This window comes from Mycobacterium sp. 852002-40037_SCH5390672, from assembly GCF_001665875.1.
Taxonomy (GTDB): domain Bacteria; phylum Actinomycetota; class Actinomycetes; order Mycobacteriales; family Mycobacteriaceae; genus Mycobacterium.
On sequence record NZ_LZTA01000108.1, the window covers coordinates 39,473 to 54,716 of the forward strand.

The 15,244-nt window shown below is 67.4% G+C and carries 20 protein-coding genes, 1 pseudogene and 1 riboswitch; of the genes and pseudogenes, 11 read left to right on the forward strand and 10 right to left on the reverse strand.

Going from position 1 to position 15,244, the window contains the following annotated elements; genetic code table 11:
• Positions 1 to 15: 15 nt before the first annotated feature.
• Together A5782_RS27125 and A5782_RS26940 are read left to right on the forward strand one after the other, a co-directional pair.
• Positions 16 to 241 (forward strand): annotated as a pseudogene (locus A5782_RS27125) (hypothetical protein); the annotation flags it as partial.
• Positions 242 to 335: 94 nt separating this feature from the next.
• On the forward strand, positions 336 to 872 hold the full coding sequence (locus tag A5782_RS26940) for a DUF2867 domain-containing protein (RefSeq protein WP_231986740.1): 537 nt from the start codon (positions 336 to 338) through the stop codon (positions 870 to 872).
• Here the strand turns inward: A5782_RS26940 and A5782_RS20660 are convergent.
• On the reverse strand, positions 826 to 1,653 hold the full coding sequence (locus A5782_RS20660; protein WP_067103950.1) for an enoyl-CoA hydratase/isomerase family protein: 828 nt from the start codon (positions 1,651 to 1,653) through the stop codon (positions 826 to 828). The two genes, A5782_RS26940 and A5782_RS20660, sit on opposite strands and share 47 nt — an antisense overlap.
• On the reverse strand, positions 1,650 to 2,672 hold the full coding sequence (locus A5782_RS20665; protein WP_067103951.1) for a TIGR03617 family F420-dependent LLM class oxidoreductase: 1,023 nt from the start codon (positions 2,670 to 2,672) through the stop codon (positions 1,650 to 1,652). Before A5782_RS20665 ends, A5782_RS20660 begins: the two co-directional genes overlap by 4 nt.
• A 242-nt stretch (positions 2,673 to 2,914) precedes the next feature.
• Here A5782_RS20665 and A5782_RS20670 point away from each other — a divergent pair, with 242 nt between their 5' ends.
• Positions 2,915 to 3,796 (forward strand): formylglycine-generating enzyme family protein, encoded by an 882-nt coding sequence (locus A5782_RS20670; protein WP_067104035.1) that lies wholly within the window; start codon positions 2,915 to 2,917, stop codon positions 3,794 to 3,796.
• Positions 3,797 to 3,967: 171 nt separating this feature from the next.
• Positions 3,968 to 4,096, forward strand: coding sequence for a hypothetical protein (locus A5782_RS27065; protein WP_255360785.1), 129 nt, complete (start codon positions 3,968 to 3,970; stop codon positions 4,094 to 4,096).
• Between the two features lie 37 nt (positions 4,097 to 4,133).
• Here A5782_RS27065 and A5782_RS20675 read toward each other — a convergent pair whose 3' ends face one another.
• The 5 genes from A5782_RS20675 to A5782_RS20695 are packed head-to-tail and all read right to left on the reverse strand — an operon-like array spanning position 4,134 to position 7,398.
• Positions 4,134 to 4,772 carry an LON peptidase substrate-binding domain-containing protein gene (locus tag A5782_RS20675; protein WP_067103952.1) on the reverse strand — a complete coding sequence of 213 codons (639 nt, stop codon included), beginning with the start codon at positions 4,770 to 4,772 and terminating at the stop codon, positions 4,134 to 4,136.
• Positions 4,772 to 5,902, reverse strand: coding sequence for a glutamate--cysteine ligase (locus tag A5782_RS20680; protein WP_067103953.1), 1,131 nt, complete (start codon positions 5,900 to 5,902; stop codon positions 4,772 to 4,774). Before A5782_RS20680 ends, A5782_RS20675 begins: the two co-directional genes overlap by 1 nt.
• Positions 5,892 to 6,572, reverse strand: coding sequence for a superoxide dismutase family protein (locus A5782_RS20685; RefSeq protein WP_067103954.1), 681 nt, complete (start codon positions 6,570 to 6,572; stop codon positions 5,892 to 5,894). Before A5782_RS20685 ends, A5782_RS20680 begins: the two co-directional genes overlap by 11 nt.
• A 21-nt stretch (positions 6,573 to 6,593) precedes the next feature.
• Positions 6,594 to 7,070 (reverse strand): LytR C-terminal domain-containing protein, encoded by a 477-nt coding sequence (locus tag A5782_RS20690; RefSeq protein WP_067103955.1) that lies wholly within the window; start codon positions 7,068 to 7,070, stop codon positions 6,594 to 6,596.
• Between the two features lie 19 nt (positions 7,071 to 7,089).
• Positions 7,090 to 7,398 carry a DUF3263 domain-containing protein gene (locus tag A5782_RS20695; protein WP_067103956.1) on the reverse strand — a complete coding sequence of 103 codons (309 nt, stop codon included), beginning with the start codon at positions 7,396 to 7,398 and terminating at the stop codon, positions 7,090 to 7,092.
• 202 nt (positions 7,399 to 7,600) lie between these two features.
• On the opposite strand from A5782_RS20695, the gene A5782_RS20700 reads away from it, so the two are divergent.
• From A5782_RS20700 to A5782_RS20715, 4 genes are all read left to right on the forward strand, one after another.
• Positions 7,601 to 8,194, forward strand: a complete 594-nt coding sequence (locus A5782_RS20700; protein WP_067103957.1) for a peptide deformylase — start codon at positions 7,601 to 7,603, stop codon at positions 8,192 to 8,194.
• Positions 8,194 to 9,117, forward strand: coding sequence for a GCN5 family acetyltransferase (locus A5782_RS20705; protein ID WP_067103958.1), 924 nt, complete (start codon positions 8,194 to 8,196; stop codon positions 9,115 to 9,117). Before A5782_RS20700 ends, A5782_RS20705 begins: the two co-directional genes overlap by 1 nt.
• Before the next feature lie 89 nt (positions 9,118 to 9,206).
• Entirely contained in the window at positions 9,207 to 10,013 is an 807-nt protein-coding gene (locus A5782_RS20710) for an exodeoxyribonuclease III (protein ID WP_067104036.1), read from the forward strand.
• Between the two features lie 210 nt (positions 10,014 to 10,223).
• Positions 10,224 to 10,685, forward strand: coding sequence for a hypothetical protein (locus tag A5782_RS20715; protein ID WP_067103959.1), 462 nt, complete (start codon positions 10,224 to 10,226; stop codon positions 10,683 to 10,685).
• 15 nt (positions 10,686 to 10,700) lie between these two features.
• On the opposite strand, the gene A5782_RS20720 is transcribed toward A5782_RS20715, so the two are convergent.
• Positions 10,701 to 10,976: an Rv1535 domain-containing protein gene (locus A5782_RS20720; RefSeq protein ID WP_231986741.1), complete on the reverse strand. Its 276-nt coding sequence runs from the start codon at positions 10,974 to 10,976 to the stop codon at positions 10,701 to 10,703.
• Positions 10,977 to 11,039: 63 nt separating this feature from the next.
• Between A5782_RS20720 and A5782_RS20725 the strand changes: the two genes are divergently transcribed.
• The gene (locus tag A5782_RS20725) at positions 11,040 to 11,315 is read left to right on the forward strand and encodes a hypothetical protein (RefSeq protein WP_156624039.1); all 276 of its coding nucleotides are present in this window, start codon (positions 11,040 to 11,042) and stop codon (positions 11,313 to 11,315) included.
• A 53-nt stretch (positions 11,316 to 11,368) separates the two neighbouring features.
• Here the strand turns inward: A5782_RS20725 and A5782_RS20730 are convergent, their stop codons facing one another.
• A complete protein-coding gene (locus A5782_RS20730; protein WP_067103962.1) occupies positions 11,369 to 11,731 on the reverse strand; it encodes an STAS domain-containing protein in 363 nt (120 codons plus the stop codon).
• Between the two features lie 130 nt (positions 11,732 to 11,861).
• A complete protein-coding gene (locus tag A5782_RS20735; RefSeq protein ID WP_197694297.1) occupies positions 11,862 to 12,569 on the reverse strand; it encodes a PAS and ANTAR domain-containing protein in 708 nt (235 codons plus the stop codon).
• 107 nt (positions 12,570 to 12,676) lie between these two features.
• Positions 12,677 to 12,787, forward strand: a riboswitch (TPP riboswitch).
• Here A5782_RS20735 and thiC point away from each other — a divergent pair.
• Positions 12,779 to 14,419, forward strand: coding sequence for a phosphomethylpyrimidine synthase ThiC (thiC, locus tag A5782_RS20740; RefSeq protein ID WP_067103964.1), 1,641 nt, complete (start codon positions 12,779 to 12,781; stop codon positions 14,417 to 14,419). (Overlaps the previous riboswitch by 9 nt.)
• A complete protein-coding gene (thiD, locus tag A5782_RS20745; protein ID WP_067103965.1) occupies positions 14,416 to 15,243 on the forward strand; it encodes a bifunctional hydroxymethylpyrimidine kinase/phosphomethylpyrimidine kinase in 828 nt (275 codons plus the stop codon). The genes thiC and thiD overlap by 4 nt, the downstream gene beginning before the upstream one ends.
• Position 15,244: the final 1 nt, after the last annotated feature.

Sequence of the window (15,244 nt, forward strand, 5' to 3'; positions counted from 1 at the left end):
GTATGGTCCTTCTATATGGAACGATTACCCTATATCGATGAGCATGCCATAACCATCGTCGCGAACCGCGCAGACACGTGGTCGGCGCTGCTGCGGGTGATGTGCCGCGATCCGCACGACCCGTCGACCGTGCCGATCGGTTTCAGGCTGGACGAAGCGCGACCGCCGGCGCGGTTCGCGTTGAAGGGCCGCCACTGGTTCGCCGTCTACCGATGGGTGTTCGAGCTGGACGCACTCGACGCCGCCCGGGCGCTGGTGCTCGACGGCGGACCGCGGGCGGCCAGTGTGGCCGCCATCGCGAAAGCCAGTGGCGCACCGGCGGGCACCGCATCGTGGTGCGGCGGACCCTGAAACGCGTTGCCGCCACGGTGCTCGACGAGCGGGCGCAAACCGGCGAAACCGCGGCCGACTACGTGGACGTCTTCGAAGTGCCGATCGCCGCCGGGGACGCGCGCACGGCCGAACAGGCCTTCCGTGACGGCCTGGGCGACAGGCCCGGCGCAGGCGGACGCCTGGTGTTGTGGATCCACCGCAACGTGCTGCGGTTGAACCTGGGCCCGGCCCGCTCCTCCGGTCACCTGATCGGCTGGCCGATCGTCCGGTCGGATCCCGACGAGCTGGTGTTGGCGACGCGCGGGCCGCTGATGCGCGGGGAGCTGACGCTGCGCCGCCAGGACGGCCGGCGGGCGGTACTCACCACCCGCCTGCACTATCGCCGCCGGATCGCCGCCCGGGCGGTCTGGACGTTGATCGGTCCGCTGCATCGGGTCGTCGCCCCCCGCCTGATGCAGCGCAGCGCCCGGAGGCGTCGCGCCCCGGCGCCGTTCACGGCTCGGGCAGCGGTGTCCACTCGCGGGACAGCCGCGCGGTGAAGTTCGGCGGTCGGTGATCGAGGAATGCCGCGACGCCTTCACCGGCGTCGGCGCTGCCCATCACCCGCTGGTGCAACTGGGTTTCCAGCGACGCGACCTGTCGCGGTGTGTAGCGATTGATCGCGCTGTCCCAGAGCAGGCGTTTGCACAGCGCCGCCGACATCGGCGCCACGTTGACCGCGATGTCGCGGGCCACTGTCATCGCGTGGTCGAGCACCTGCTCGGCGGGTACGGCGCGGTTGGCCACACCGAGCGCCACGGCCTCGGCCCCGCCGAAGGTGCGCCCGGTGAGCAGGATGTCGGCCGCTACCCCCAGCGTGGTCAACTGGGTCAGCGTCCAGTGCGACATGCAGTCGGGCAGCACACCCCGGCGGACCTGCGCCACACCGTATTTCGCGTCCTCGGCGAGGATACGGATGTCGGCCTGCAAGGCGATGGTCAGGCCGATGCCGATGGCGTGGCCGTTGACCGCGGCGATTACCGGTTTACGCAATTCAAAAGCGGCCGGGGTGATCGGCGACGCCGTAAACGTGCCCTGGGGCCCGGGCTCGCCGGGCGCGTCGAATGGGCTTGTGTCCCCGGAGAAATCGGCCCCGGCGCAAAACGCGCGCCCGGCGCCGGTCAGCACGATGGCCCGCACGTCGTCATCTTCGTCGCAATCGCGGTACGCGCGGCTCAGCAGCGTGCCCATCTCGCCGGTATACGCGTTGAGCTGCTTGGGCCGGTTGAGGGTGAGGACCGCTACGCCACAGTCGATTTCGACCGTAAGGTCGGCGCTCATGACAGGGCCGGCACCCGGTGCAGGGCGCTGATCATGTCGGCGACGTCCGCGGGGCGGGGCGGGTAGCCGGGGAAGTAGCAGCACACCTCGTCGGCGTGCTGACCGAACCGCGCCGCGATCTGCTGTGCGCACTGCTCGGGTGTGCCCACGATGCCAATCCGGGCCACCATCTCGTCGGTGACCAGCCGGCGCATCTCGGCGAAGCGGCCCTGCTTGGACAGCGCATTGAGTTCGGGCTGGACGTCGGCCCACCCCTCGACCTCCAGCACGGGCAGGTAGGCCGGCGTCGAGCCGTAAAACGCGATGAGAGAAGCCACCCCGTTGATCGCGGTCGCCAGGTCGGCCTCGTCGCGCCCGACGGCCACCATGGCCTGCGCGATGATCTGAAACTCACCGAACGTCCGCGCCGAGCGGCGCAACCCCTCGGCGATGGCCGCAACGGTGCGGTCGGCGAAGTGGCGGGCACTGTTGAACGGCATCACCAACAGACCGTCGGCAACCTCGGCGGCGGTGCGCGTCATCACCGGTCCCAGTGCGCCCAGCAGGACCGGAGGCGGCCCGAACGGATTGGGTCCGGGGTTGAAGTTGGGCGCCATGATGGTGTGGGTGTAGTACTCGCCGCGAAAGTCCAAGCGGGCCTGGCCTTCCCAGGCGGCAAAGATCGCCTTGATCGCGGCGATCATCTCGGCCATCCGCGCAGCAGGTCTGTCCCACGTACTGCCGTAGCGCTTTTCGATGTGTACCTTGATCTGGGAGCCAAGGCCGAGCCGGAACCGGCCGCCGCTGTAGAGCTGCAGGTCGTAGGCGGAGTGCGCGAGATGTAACGGGCTGCGCGGTGGGGCAATCGCCACGTTGGTCATCAAGTCAAGGCCCGTCGCTGCGGCGGCAATGAGCAGCGGGAAGAAGACATCGTGCTGGCCCTCGAAGGTGAACAGGGCATCCGCGCCCGTCGCGGCGATCTCGGCGGCACTCGCCGCCGTCTCCGGCGGTGAACCGCTGACCTGAAGCTGTACCTTCATTCGTTCACCGTTCGTCAGCAAAACGTAGTATTCCTACCGCAACGGCAAGCGCACTGGCAAGCGCGAGCCAGCGTCGAGATATAGCGAAGGTCGACAGGAATCGCCACAGCGGCCCGACCCAACCAACCGGTTTCTTCCGATACGGCTGACGAAACGGATCCGCTGACCGTGGTGAGCGCACGGCGATGCGAGCGCCGTTCGCCGGAACGCACGAATGATGCCGCAACGAATAGCCTGTGGTGATGCTTACCGAGTTGGTCGAACTTCCCGGCGGTGTGTTCGCCATGGGGTCGAATGACTTCTATCCGGAGGAGTCACCGGTCCACGAGGTGACGGTGGGAAAGTTTGCGATCGAGCAACATCCGGTGACCAATGCGCAGTTCGCCGCATTCGTTGCCGACACGGGCTATGTCACCGTCGCCGAGCAGTCACTGGATCCGGCGGCTTTTCCCGGGGTGCCGCCCGAGGAGCTGATTGCGGGTGCGCTGGTGTTCACGCCGACGTCGGGACCGGTGGATTTGCGTGCCTGGCGGCAATGGTGGACGTGGGTGCCCGGCGCGTGCTGGAACCTGCCCTTCGGGCCGGGGTCCTCAATTGAGGACCGACTCGATCATCCGGTGGTGCAGGTGGCTTACCCCGACGCCACTGCGTACGCGGCCTGGGCCGGCCGGCGGCTGCCCAGCGAAGCGCAGTGGGAGTATGCCGCCCGGGCCGGAGCCGTGTCGACCTACGCGTGGGGCGAGGACGTCGCTCCCGGTGGGCAGCTCATGGCCAACACCTGGCAGGGCCGGTTTCCCTACCGCAACGACGGTGCCCGGGGCTGGGTGGGCACATCCCCGGTGGGAACGTTCGCGCCCAATGGATTTGGCCTGGTCGACATGATCGGCAACGTCTGGGAATGGACCACCACCCGCTACACCGCGGGGCACCACCCAGGACGTGCCTCCGCCAGTTGTTGCCCGTCGCCGGCGACCGGGGATCCGTCGGTCATGCAGGCGCTCAAGGGTGGCTCGCATCTGTGCGCGCCCGAGTACTGCCACCGCTACCGCCCGGCTGCTCGGTCGTCGCAGTCGCAGGACAGCGCGACCACCCACATCGGGTTCCGCTGCATCGCCGAGCGGTAAGCGCGCGGCCCGATGGCGAAACAACGGTGGTAACGCCGCGGTATATGCCCTGGCCTAGGGCTTAACGCCCCGGCAGGTGGCGTAACATCCTGCTAACCGCCACCCCGGTGTTTGGTGACACAGTGAGCTCATGCCACGGCGCCCGCACGTCCCTCCCGGGCAACACTAAAAGTGCTGCCGCGCAGCGAAACCCTGGTCATGATCGTCACCGTGGTCGCCACCGTGACCAGTGGCAATCTGGCCGTCGACGGCGCGAGTTTGGAACGCCTCAACCGGCTTTCGGGCCGACTGGGCATCTAAGGACACCGACTGGTTGCGGCGCCGCCGCTATGCGCCCTCATTCCGAAAGCTGAAACTCCACCACTTCGGCGACCGCGGCCACGGCTTCATGCAGCGCGACGAGGCGGTCGGCGGCCGTCGGCGCCGACAGCACCGAATAGCGGTCGGCCGTCCCGATCGGGATGCGAGACGCCAACGCCAACAGGCGTTTCCCCGCCGGACCGGCCGGGACGTGGCCCAGGATCACCTCGCGGCCCGGCAGCTTGATGTCGCGCGCCTGCGCGATCCGCTCGAACAGCGCCATGGCCCGGTCTTCGAGGTCGAGCAACTGGGCGTCCGACACCGCATCCCCCGGCTCATCGGGCCACAGCGTGACCGTCGCCCGCGGATAGGGGTCGTCGGGCAGCCATTCGAACACCCGAATTCGTTCCCCGGTCCGGCAATCCAGTGAATACCGGCCGGCGCCGTGGTCGACGCATTCGACGATCCGGGACAAGACGCCGACGTCGCAACGCGCATCACCACCGCCGACCTCACGCCCGCGCGAGATCAGCACCACCCCGAATGGGTCGCCGGTGTCCAGGCAGTGCCGCACCAGCGCGCCGTAGCGCGGCTCGAAGATCCGCAACGGCAGATCTTGGTCGGGCAGCAGCGCCGTCTCCAGCGGAAACATCGCCAGAGCAAAGGATTCCGTCATCAGATCTTCAGTTCCGCCACCAGCGCGTCGACGACCGCACGCAGGTCGCCGTCATGTTCTTCGGCCACCCGGCGCTGCCGTTGGTAGGAGGCGCCCTGCCGGGGTATGTCGGCCACCGCGGCCAGCTCGTCGACGCAGTTCAACTTCCTGGCCACCGGCTCCAGCCGGTTCAGCACGTCGTCGAGATCCTCGGTGACCAATCGTTCGTTGCTGTCGGCGTCCAGGATGATCACCGCGTCCAGGCCGTAGCGGGCGGCGCGCCATTTGTTCTCCTGGTTATGCCAGGGCGGCATGCTCGGCAACGACTCGTCGGCTTCCAGCCTGCGGTCCAGATCGACCACCAGGCAGTGCGTCAGCGCGACCAGCGCGCCCAGCTCACGCAGGTTGGACACGCCGTCGCAGATCCGCATTTCGAGCGTGCCCAGCCGCGGGGAAGGCCTGATGTCCCAACGGACTTCGTCGACATGGTCGATGATCCCGGTCTTCTTCTGGTCGTAGACGAAGCGCTCGAACTCCGCCCAGGTCTGGAATTGGAACGGCAGCCCGGCGGTGGGCAGCTGCTGAAACATCATCGCCCGGTTGCTGGCGTATCCGGTGTCCACGCCCGTCCACCACGGTGAAGACGCCGACAGCGCGAGCAGGTGCGGATAGTAGTTGAGCAGCGACGTCATGATCGGCATCACCTTGTTCGGTGAGGAGAGGCCGACGTGCACGTGCACCCCCCAGATCAGCATCTGCCGTCCCCACCATTGGGTGCGCTTGATCAATTCGGCATAGCGCGGGGCGTCGGTGAGTTTCTGAGAAGTCCACTGCGCGAAGGGATGTGCGCCCGCACAGAACAGCTCCATGCCGCGATCCCGCACAATGCGGCGCGCGGGCCCCAGGGTCTGCCGCAGGTCTTCCATGGCCTCGCCCGCGGAGTGGCAGATGCCGGTGACCACTTCGACGGTGTTGCGCAGCAATTCCTTGTGTACGCGCGGGTTTTCGCCGATCTCGGCGATCACCGCGGTGGCTTCGTTGCTCAGGTCGCGAGTGTGGGCGTCGACGAGGGCGAACTCCCACTCGACCCCCAGGGTCGGCCGTGGCGAACGGGCGAAATCGATGTGGGTATTGGCCCTTTTAGCCGGCACCGATGACACCGCACGCCACCCGCTTGCCGGCGTCACCGGTACTCATCGTCATGTCGTCGGGACCCGGCGTTCCGTTGGTTTGGTTGTAGCGCTCCGCGGGGATGTTCGCGAAGTTGTCGGCAGCGGCATGGATGATGATCGCGGTCTTCTGCCCACTGAGCAGATCCTGCATGGCGAATGCGTCCGTGGTGGTCATCAGCGTTCCGGAGCCGTCCTTGCGCACCTGCAGCGAGGTCAGGTCGCCGCTGGCGGGTTCGGCGGTGTGCCCGGGCGCCTGGAAGTGGCCGCCGGCGGACAGGAAGTCGCCGGGTGCACCGCCGGTCGGGGCGACCGAGTTGGGCTCGCACTTGCCGACCTTGTGGATGTGCACCCCGTGGAAGCCCGGAGCGAGCACGCCGTTGGCGGTCGTCTCGATGGTGACGGTGGCATAGCCGTTGTTGAATTCGAACGTCGCGGTGGCGACCTGGGTGCCGTCCGGCGCCTTCAGGTGCGTGATGATGCTCGGGGCCGTCGCGGGCCCCGGCTCCGAGGCTTTGGCCCCCGACGGCGACGGCGATCCGGTCCAAATCGCGGGGGTGGTCCCGGGGACCGAGGAGACGTGCTCGGGCGACGAACAGGCGCCCAGCAGCACGACACAACCGGCCAGAACCAACGGAGGCAGCTTGCGCATAGCCAGCAGCCTATCGCGGAGTTAGCCCGCGACGAGGACGATGACACCCGGCGGCTCGCCGCTGAGTGCGGGAATTCGTGGTTCGACGGGCGCACCCAGGTTTTTACCCACGGCATCGGCGGTGGCGTGCTCGTCGCCGGCGTCGGTGTAGTAGACCGTGGTGGCCGAGACGTCGGGCACGGCCAGGTTGTCGACCTTGGTGACCTTGAATCCGGCGGACGTCAGCTGGTCCTTGGTGCGCGCGCCGACACCCTCTTTCGAGGAGATGTTGTAGATCTGCACCTCGGCCTGGGTGGACGCCGGCTTGGTGGTTGGCGACGCGGACGCCGAACTGGTGGCGCTCGCGCTGGACGCCGGCGATGCCGAATCGTCGTCAGAGCTCCCGGACGAACCCAGAGCCTGCCAACCGAGCAGCAGGAAAATGACGCCGAGGAACAACAGCACCATCACCATCGCCCGCAGGGGCAGCCCAGTGGAGTCGGGAACTCGTTCTTTCATCGAGCCCTACTGTAACGAGTCAGGTCACCTCGAAGCCGAGGCGCCGCGCCGCACGTGCCTTCTGTCTGCTGGCGCGCAGCCTGCGCAGCCGTTTCACCAGCATCGGGTCGGCGGCCAGCGCCTCGGGCCGATCAACGAGCGAGTTGAGCACTTGGTAGTAACGGGTCGCCGACATCGAGAACAACTCTTTGATGGCGTCTTCCTTCACACCGGCGAACTTCCACCACTGGCGCTCGAAGGCCAGGATGTCATGCTCGCGGCGGGTGAGCCCATCTGCGATCTCAGAGTCGTCCCCCGATCGATTTGCCCGCGCCATGGCGCTGTCCATATCGCTTCCCCTGGACCCTTCCGGCGAATTCCGAACTGCTCGAATGACTTGACTTAGCTAAGGGCGTGTTTCGGCGAATATTGAAACACGCGCCAAACCCTCAAGCCGTCATCCAGACCCGCGAGTCGGCGATTGACCTAGATTGCCCACACCGAAGATCGCCGGCTGAGCAGCCTGCGGGCGTGCGGTAGCTTAGCCGACCATGGCAGTCGTTCCGATCCGCATCGTGGGAGATCCCGTCCTGCACACCCCGACACAGCCGGTGCCGGTCGCTGCCGACGGTTCACTGCCGGCGGAGCTGGCCGAGTTGATCGCCAACCTGTACGACACGATGGACGCCGCGCACGGGGTCGGCCTGGCGGCCAACCAGATCGGAGTCGGCTTGCGGGTCTTCGTCTACGACTGCGCCGACGACCGGGGCCGCACCGACCGGCGCCGCGGTGTCGTCGTCAACCCGGTCCTGGAAACCTCCGAGATCCCCGAGACCATGCCCGACCCGGACAACGATGACGAGGGTTGCCTGTCGGTGCCCGGCGAGTCGTTCCCCACCGGACGGGCCAAGTGGGCACGCGTCACCGGACTCGACGCCGACGGCAAGCCCGTCTCCATCGAAGGCAACGACCTGTTCGCGCGGATGCTGCAGCACGAGACCGGACACCTCGATGGCTTCCTCTATCTGGATCGCCTCATCGGCCGGTACGCGCGCAGCGCGAAGCGCGCGCTTAAATCCCACAACTGGGGCGTTCCCGGCCTCTCCTGGATACCCGGCGAGGGACCGGACCCGTTCGGTCACTGATGTTCTCGTGGCCCGACCCGGGAACGCGGGTGACGGTTCGCTACCGGCGCCCGGCCGGGTCGGTGCCGCCGTTGACCGATGCGGTGGGCCACCTGCTGGCCATCGACCCGATGGTGCGGGTGCGGACGAAGACCGGCGCGGTCGTCGAGTTCGCGCCCTCCGATGCGGTCGCGCTGCGGGTGCTCACCGACACCCCCATCCGCACCTCGCAGATCCGCGGTCTCGAGCATGCCGCCGCCGCGGCGTGGCCGGGCGCAGAGCACACCTGGCTGGACGGCTGGCTGCTGCGGGCCGTCCCCCTGTCCGGCCAGAGCGTCGGACTCGCCGCGAATTCCGCTGTGCCACTGGATCCTTCCGCTCACTTCAGCACCGTCCCTGCGATCGTCGACTGGTACCGGCGCCGCGGCCTGACGCCACGATTGGCCGTGCCCGATCGGGTGCTGGCGCTGCCGCCCGGGTGGACCGGCGAACGCACGGAACGGGTTGTGGTGCGCGGTCTTTCCGACGTGGCCGCGGGTGAAACCCACCCGTCCATCATGTTGGCGCCGTGGCCCGATGCCGCGTGGCTGCGGATAGCCGGGGGCGAAATTCCGCTCGACGTGCTCACCGCCGTCATCGACGGCGAGCTCGTGTTCGGCACGCACCGCGGCGCCGTCGCGGCGCGTGCCGCGGTGACCGAGGCACCCGATGGCGCGCGGTGGGTGGGCATCTCGGTCGTGCGTTCGGCCGACGGTGCCGACGAGCTTTCGGCAGCGGACTTGTGCGAAGCGTTGTTGGCGTGGGGTGCCGACCGGGGTGCCACGCGCGGCTATATGCGGGTGCCCGACACCGGCGCGGCGACGCTCGCCGGGGCGCTGAGATTCCGGCTGCATCACCGCCGCCGCTACGTCCCGGTGCGCCCAGACGTCTGGGATAGCGTCTAGCCATGCCCGACGGCAAGATTGACGGCGGCGACCCGATTGATGGCGGCGACCCGCTGCGCCCGGCTTCACCGCGCTTGCGATCGCCGCTGCTGCGGCTTGCCACGTGGAACGTCAACTCGATTCGCTCCCGGCTGCCCCGCGTCATCGACTGGCTGGCCCGCGCCGACGTCGACGTGCTGGCCATGCAGGAGACCAAATGCTCCGACAGCCAATTCCCCACCCTGCCATTCTTCGAACTCGGCTACGAGGTCGCCCACGTCGGTTTCAATCAGTGGAACGGGGTGGCGATCGCCTCACGCGTCGGTCTTGACGATGTGCAGATCGGATTCGACGGACAACCCAGCTGGAGTGGCAAGCCGGAAGTCGCCGCCGCCGCGGAAGCCCGCGCCCTGGCCGCGACGTGCGGCGGCGTGCGGATGTGGAGCCTCTACGTTCCCAACGGCCGGGCTCTGGGCGATCCGCACTACACCTACAAACTCGAATGGCTTGCCGCATTGCGTGATTCGGCGTCGGGCTGGTTGCGCGACGATCCCAGCGCCGCGATCGCGCTGGCCGGCGACTGGAATATCGCGCCGCGGGACGACGACGTCTGGAGTATGGAGTTCTTCGCCGGCGCCACGCACGTCTCCGAGCCCGAGCGCCGCGCCTTCGACGCCATCGTCGAGGCGCAATTCACCGACGTGGTGCGCCCTTTCACGCCGGGTCCCGGGGTCTACACGTACTGGGACTACACCCGGCTGCGGTTCCCGAAGGGACAAGGGATGGGCATCGATTTCATCCTGGGCTCACCGGCTTTGGCCGGCCGCGTGACGGACGCGCAGATCGTCCGTGAAGAACGCAAGGGCAAGGCGGCCAGCGATCACGCGCCGGTGCTCATCGAGGTGAGACGCGTCTAGCCGCGTTCACGGCGGTCGGGTCAGAGCAACATCACGTTAAGCTCAGGCAAATTTGATGCGACTTCTCGTTGTCTGTGCGATGGCAAGGTGGCAGGCTTTAACGATTAGAAGCGGAAACCATATTGCTTTGTTGTTGAGGCTGCCTTCAGCGGGTGTCCCCCGCTGCCGACACCGGTTCGCTGCAGAAGCAATCACAGCCAGGGAGTCATCATGAGTGTCATCGGCGGAGCAGTCCGAGGCGTGAGTCAGGCGGTGAACCGCGCGGCGAACGCGACGACCGCGGCCGCCGGTGCCGTAGGTGGCGCGGCGGTCAACGGAGTCATCGGTGGCGTCACCGGAGCCGCGGAGGGCGTCAAGCGCGGCATGAACAGCGGCAGCCACTCGGCGCCCGCGGCCGCGCTGGCCATCGGCGCGCTCGGCGTCGCGGGATTGGTCGAGTGGCCGTTGCTGTTGGCGGTCGGCGGCAGCGCTCTGCTGTTGCAGAGGTTGAGCCGCAAACAGGAGACCGAGCCCCGGGCGGTCAAAGCGAATCTGAAAGCGGTTCCGGTGGAATCGGAGCCGCAGAAATCGACGCCCGCGAAAGCCGCGCCGACGAAGGCTGCGAGCAAGTCGACTGCCAAGAAGACGGCCGGACGCCGGGCGGGCACCACGGGGTTGCGCAGCACCAACTAGGCGAACCGCTGCTGATCAGCCGATCGCCCGGCTGATCACCGCCGGGGCCAACTGCTGCGACGTCCAGCGCACTGCGCGATCAGCCTCGTGGGCCGCCGGATCCGGACAGACCGGGCCCCGAACCGCCCGGGATGGCGCCTTCGCGCCACGACGAGTCGTCGGATCGCTGTGCCGAATCTCGACGACCCCAACGCGCCACAGCAGCGCATAGAGTTCCAGTAGCGGCACCCTCAGCACCGAAGCAAACGATGAAACTAGCGGATCGCCCCCGGTGCCGGTCATCGTTGACATAAGTCCGACGGTGGACGCGCGACCCAGCGAGATGGGAAACCCTTCGTTACCGAAAGGCAAATGATGGCGGAAAAGAAGTCGCGGCGCGGCACGCCCCAGCGCGAGGCGGTGGACAAGATCCGCGAGGGCGAGACCTTCGCGGTGAATTTGCCGGCGATCGGCCAGGTGGAAATCCCCAGGCCAGAGCAGTTGGCCTACTTCGGCGGGCTGGCTGCCCTGGCGGCCCTCGAACTCATCGACTGGCCGGTGGCCCTGGTCATCGCCGCCGGACACTTCCTGGCGAGCAACCACCACAACAAGCTGCTGGAGGAGCTCGGCGAGGCCATGGAGGAGGCCTAGCTGTCAGCCGCCGCGCGGCGCAGCAGCGGCGAGGTCAGCCGGCAGCCGCGAGTTCATCGGTGTCGTCGTCGTTGCAACGCCGCGGCCAGCGTCGGGTAGATGTCGAAGACCCGGTCCAGCTCGGTGACCTGGATCGGGCGGAGCACCTGGTCGTGGTCGGCGATCAGTCGAACCGCGGTCCCGCCGGCAATCGCGTTCTTGTGACAGTCGAGCACCGCGTTCAACGCCGCACTTCCGAAGAATTCAACTGCCTCCAAGTCGATCACCACCGGGCGCACCGGATGCGCCGAGGCGAGCTCGAGCGCAGTGGTCAGGTGAGCCGCAAGCTCACCGACTGTCCTGGAGTCGACATCGCCTTTGACGCTCACGATCACTACGTCTTCGTGGGCCTCGTGTTCGACCGCCAACAACTTCATGCCTTTCGCCGCAGCCAACGTTGGGATCTGCAGCCGCTAAGCCCGACGATGCGGCGGGGATGCGCAATCACGCATCGCAGATCACCAGAGAGTAACCCCTACCCGAACTGCTAGTTTACCGATTCGCCGGTTACCCGGTGGGCTCGGACGGGATCCTCTCGTGGGCGGTCAGCAGCAAATGGTCGAACTGGCTTTGCAGAGCGGCCGCCGGTGTCGGCAGGGTGACCATTTCGGCGAGTAGCTGCTTGGCGAACGCACGCAGTTTCACATTGGTCTCTTGGGAGCGCCACTGCAGCACCCGAAACGCCTGCTCGGAGCTGACCCGGTAGACGTACATCAGCACGCCCTTGGCCTGTTCGATGGCGCCGCGGCTCTCGAACAGGTCCGGCAACGCGGAGTCGAGCACCTCCTGCCGGGTTTCGTCGAAGGTGTCGGTGAGGTCGATGTAGTAGCCGGCGGTGCCCAGTACGGCGCCCGACTCGTCGAGCATGCGGTCGGCGACGACGATCGCGTCGTGCACAGTGCCGCCGGTGTCGATGAACCGGTGCCGGCTCGAGAACGACTCTTCGGAGCGAAGCGCGTAGTCGAGCAACTCCTGCACATGTGCGCGGTCATCGGGATGCTTGTGCGACAACAGCAGTTCTGTCGTCGGCTCGACCTCCCCCGCTTCGTAACCGTGCATCTTGGCCACCTCGTCGGACCATTCCCAGCGCTGACCCACGAACCAGAAGCGGAAGGTGCCGATGTTCAGGTATCCGGGGGCCGCCTCGATCGGTTCGGAAAAACGCACGCCGCCCCCGTCGGATGGCGATTCCCCTGTTTGCCTGCGCTGTTGCACGTTTGCATTCTCCACGAGGGGAACGCCCTCGGCTACCACCCCGGCTGAAAAGCCCGTCTGATCCTGCCATCCGGTCGGCGGTGGGGGTAACGTCGCGTGCGCAACCATCCATAGGACGCGGGAGCGCACGCCGAGTGCGCTGAGAGGACGGCTCGGGGCCGTCGACCGTACGAACCTGACCGGGTAATGCCGGCGTAGGGAGATGAAAGATGACCGTAACCGTCGAACCTTCCGTGACCACCGGACCCATCTGGGGCAGCAGCAAGGCCTACCGCGAGATCGAGGGCCCGGGTGGAGTCACCCTGCGGGTGCCGCTGCGGCGGGTGAACCTGTCCACCGGTGACGACTTCGACCTGTATGACACCTCGGGGCCATACACCGATCCGGACGCGACGATCGATCTGACGGCCGGCCTGCCGGCGCGGCCCGGCGTGGTCCGCGATCGCGGCACCCAGCTGCAGCGCGCCCGCGCCGGCGAGATCACCGCGGAGATGGCCTACATCGCCGCCCGCGAGGGCATGCCCGCCGAGCTGGTGTGCGACGAGGTCGCGCGGGGCCGTGCGGTGATCCCGGCCAACCACAACCATCCCGAGATCGAGCCGATGATCATCGGCAAGGCGTTTGCGACCAAGGTGAACGCGAACATCGGCAACTCGGCGGTGACGTCGTCGATCGCCGAGGAGGTCGACAAGATGGTGTGGGCCACCCGATGGGGCGCCGACACCATCATGGACCTGTCCACCGGCAAGAACATTCACGAAACCCGCGAGTGGATCCTGCGTAATTCGCCGGTGCCGGTCGGCACCGTGCCGATCTATCAGGCGCTGGAAAAGACCAAGGGCGATCCGACCGAACTGACCTGGGAACTCTACCGCGACACCGTGATCGAGCAGTGCGAGCAGGGCGTGGACTACATGACCGTGCACGCCGGCGTGCTGCTGCGCTACGTGCCGCTGACCGCGAAGCGGGTCACCGGCATCGTGTCGCGCGGCGGCTCGATCATGGCCGCATGGTGCCTGGCGCATCACCGGGAGTCGTTCCTGTACACCAACTTTGACGAGCTTTGCGAGATCTTCGCCCGCTACGACGTCACCTTCTCCCTCGGTGACGGTCTGCGTCCGGGTTCGATCGCCGACGCCAACGATGCGGCGCAGTTCGCGGAGTTGCGCACCCTGGGCGAGCTGACCAAGATCGCGAAATCCCATGGCGTGCAGGTGATGATCGAGGGCCCGGGACACGTTCCGATGCACAAGATCGTCGAGAACGTGCGGCTGGAAGAGGAGTGGTGCGAGGAGGCCCCGTTCTACACGCTGGGCCCGCTGGCCACGGACATCGCCCCGGCCTACGACCACATCACCTCGGCGATCGGCGCGGCGATCATCGCACAGGCCGGCACCGCGATGCTGTGCTACGTCACCCCCAAGGAACACCTGGGGCTGCCGGACCGCAAGGACGTCAAGGACGGGGTCATCGCCTACAAGATCGCCGCGCACGCGGGCGATCTGGCGAAGGGTCACCCGCACGCCCAGGAGCGTGACAACGCGCTGTCGACGGCGCGCTTCGAGTTCCGCTGGAACGACCAGTTCGCGCTGTCACTGGACCCGGACACCGCGCGGGCGTACCACGACGAGACGCTGCCGGCCGAGCCGGCCAAGACCGCGCACTTCTGCTCGATGTGCGGGCCGAAGTTCTGCTCGATGCGCATCACGCAGGACGTCCGCGACTACGCGGCCAAGCACGGCCTGGACAGCGAGGAAGCGATCGAGGCCGCCATGTCCGAGGGCATGGCGGAGAAGTCTCGCGAGTTCGCCGAGCAGGGCAACCGGGTGTATCTACCGCTGGCACAGTGACTTTCCTGCCGCTGCCCGCGCCTGGCACGACGCCGCGGCGGGTGCTGTCCATCGCCGGATCGGACTCCGGGGGCGGTGCGGGCATCGAAGCCGACATGCGCACGATGGCACTGCTGGGTGTGCACGCGTGCGTCGCGGTCACCGCGGTCACCGTCCAGAACACGTTGGGCGTGCAGAGTTTTCACGAGGTGCCCGGTGATGTCGTCGCCGGACAGATCGAAGCCGTGGTCAGCGACATCGGCGTCCAGTCCGCCAAAACCGGGATGCTGGCCTCGCCGCGCATCATCGACACCGTGGCCACCACCTGGCGCCGGCTCGGGTTGACGGTTCCGCTGGTCGTCGACCCGGTAGCGGCTTCCATGCACGGCGACGCGCTGATGGTGCCGGCGGCCCTGGATTCGCTTCGCAATCAACTGTTTCCGTTGGCGACGCTGGTGACACCGAACCTGGACGAGGTGCGCCTGCTGGTCGGCATCGATGTGGTGGACGCCGAGTCGCAGCGGGCTGCGGCCAAGGCACTGCATGCACTGGGCCCGCAGTGGGTCCTGGTGAAGGGCGGTCACCTGCGGTCATCGGATCGCAGCTGCGACCTGCTCTATGACGGCGCCTCCTGCTACGAGTTCGACTCGCAGCGTTTGCCTACCGGCAACGACCACGGCGGTGGCGACACGCTCGCCAGCGCCGTGGCGTGCGCGCTGGCCCACGACTTCACCGTGCCGGACGCCGTCGAGTTCGGCAAGCGGTGGGTCACCGAATGCCTGCGCGCCGCTTACCCACTGGGCCGTGGCCACGGGCCCGTCTCCCCACTGTTTCGGCTGTCATGAT

Coding starts and splice junctions, on each gene's coding strand:
- A5782_RS20660 (WP_067103950.1), bottom strand. CDS start 1,653: ATGAGCGCCGACCTTACGGTCGAAATCGACTGTGGCGTAGCGGTCCTC.
- A5782_RS20705 (WP_067103958.1), top strand. CDS start 8,194: ATGTTCTCGTGGCCCGACCCGGGAACGCGGGTGACGGTTCGCTACCGG.
- A5782_RS20665 (WP_067103951.1), bottom strand. CDS start 2,672: ATGAAGGTACAGCTTCAGGTCAGCGGTTCACCGCCGGAGACGGCGGCG.
- A5782_RS20690 (WP_067103955.1), bottom strand. CDS start 7,070: ATGAAAGAACGAGTTCCCGACTCCACTGGGCTGCCCCTGCGGGCGATG.
- A5782_RS20720 (WP_231986741.1), bottom strand. CDS start 10,976: ATGTCAACGATGACCGGCACCGGGGGCGATCCGCTAGTTTCATCGTTT.
- A5782_RS20675 (WP_067103952.1), bottom strand. CDS start 4,772: ATGACGGAATCCTTTGCTCTGGCGATGTTTCCGCTGGAGACGGCGCTG.
- A5782_RS20670 (WP_067104035.1), top strand. CDS start 2,915: ATGCTTACCGAGTTGGTCGAACTTCCCGGCGGTGTGTTCGCCATGGGG.
- A5782_RS20725 (WP_156624039.1), top strand. CDS start 11,040: ATGGCGGAAAAGAAGTCGCGGCGCGGCACGCCCCAGCGCGAGGCGGTG.
- A5782_RS20730 (WP_067103962.1), bottom strand. CDS start 11,731: ATGAAGTTGTTGGCGGTCGAACACGAGGCCCACGAAGACGTAGTGATC.
- A5782_RS20700 (WP_067103957.1), top strand. CDS start 7,601: ATGGCAGTCGTTCCGATCCGCATCGTGGGAGATCCCGTCCTGCACACC.
- A5782_RS20695 (WP_067103956.1), bottom strand. CDS start 7,398: ATGGACAGCGCCATGGCGCGGGCAAATCGATCGGGGGACGACTCTGAG.
- A5782_RS20715 (WP_067103959.1), top strand. CDS start 10,224: ATGAGTGTCATCGGCGGAGCAGTCCGAGGCGTGAGTCAGGCGGTGAAC.
- A5782_RS20685 (WP_067103954.1), bottom strand. CDS start 6,572: ATGCGCAAGCTGCCTCCGTTGGTTCTGGCCGGTTGTGTCGTGCTGCTG.
- thiC (WP_067103964.1), top strand. CDS start 12,779: ATGACCGTAACCGTCGAACCTTCCGTGACCACCGGACCCATCTGGGGC.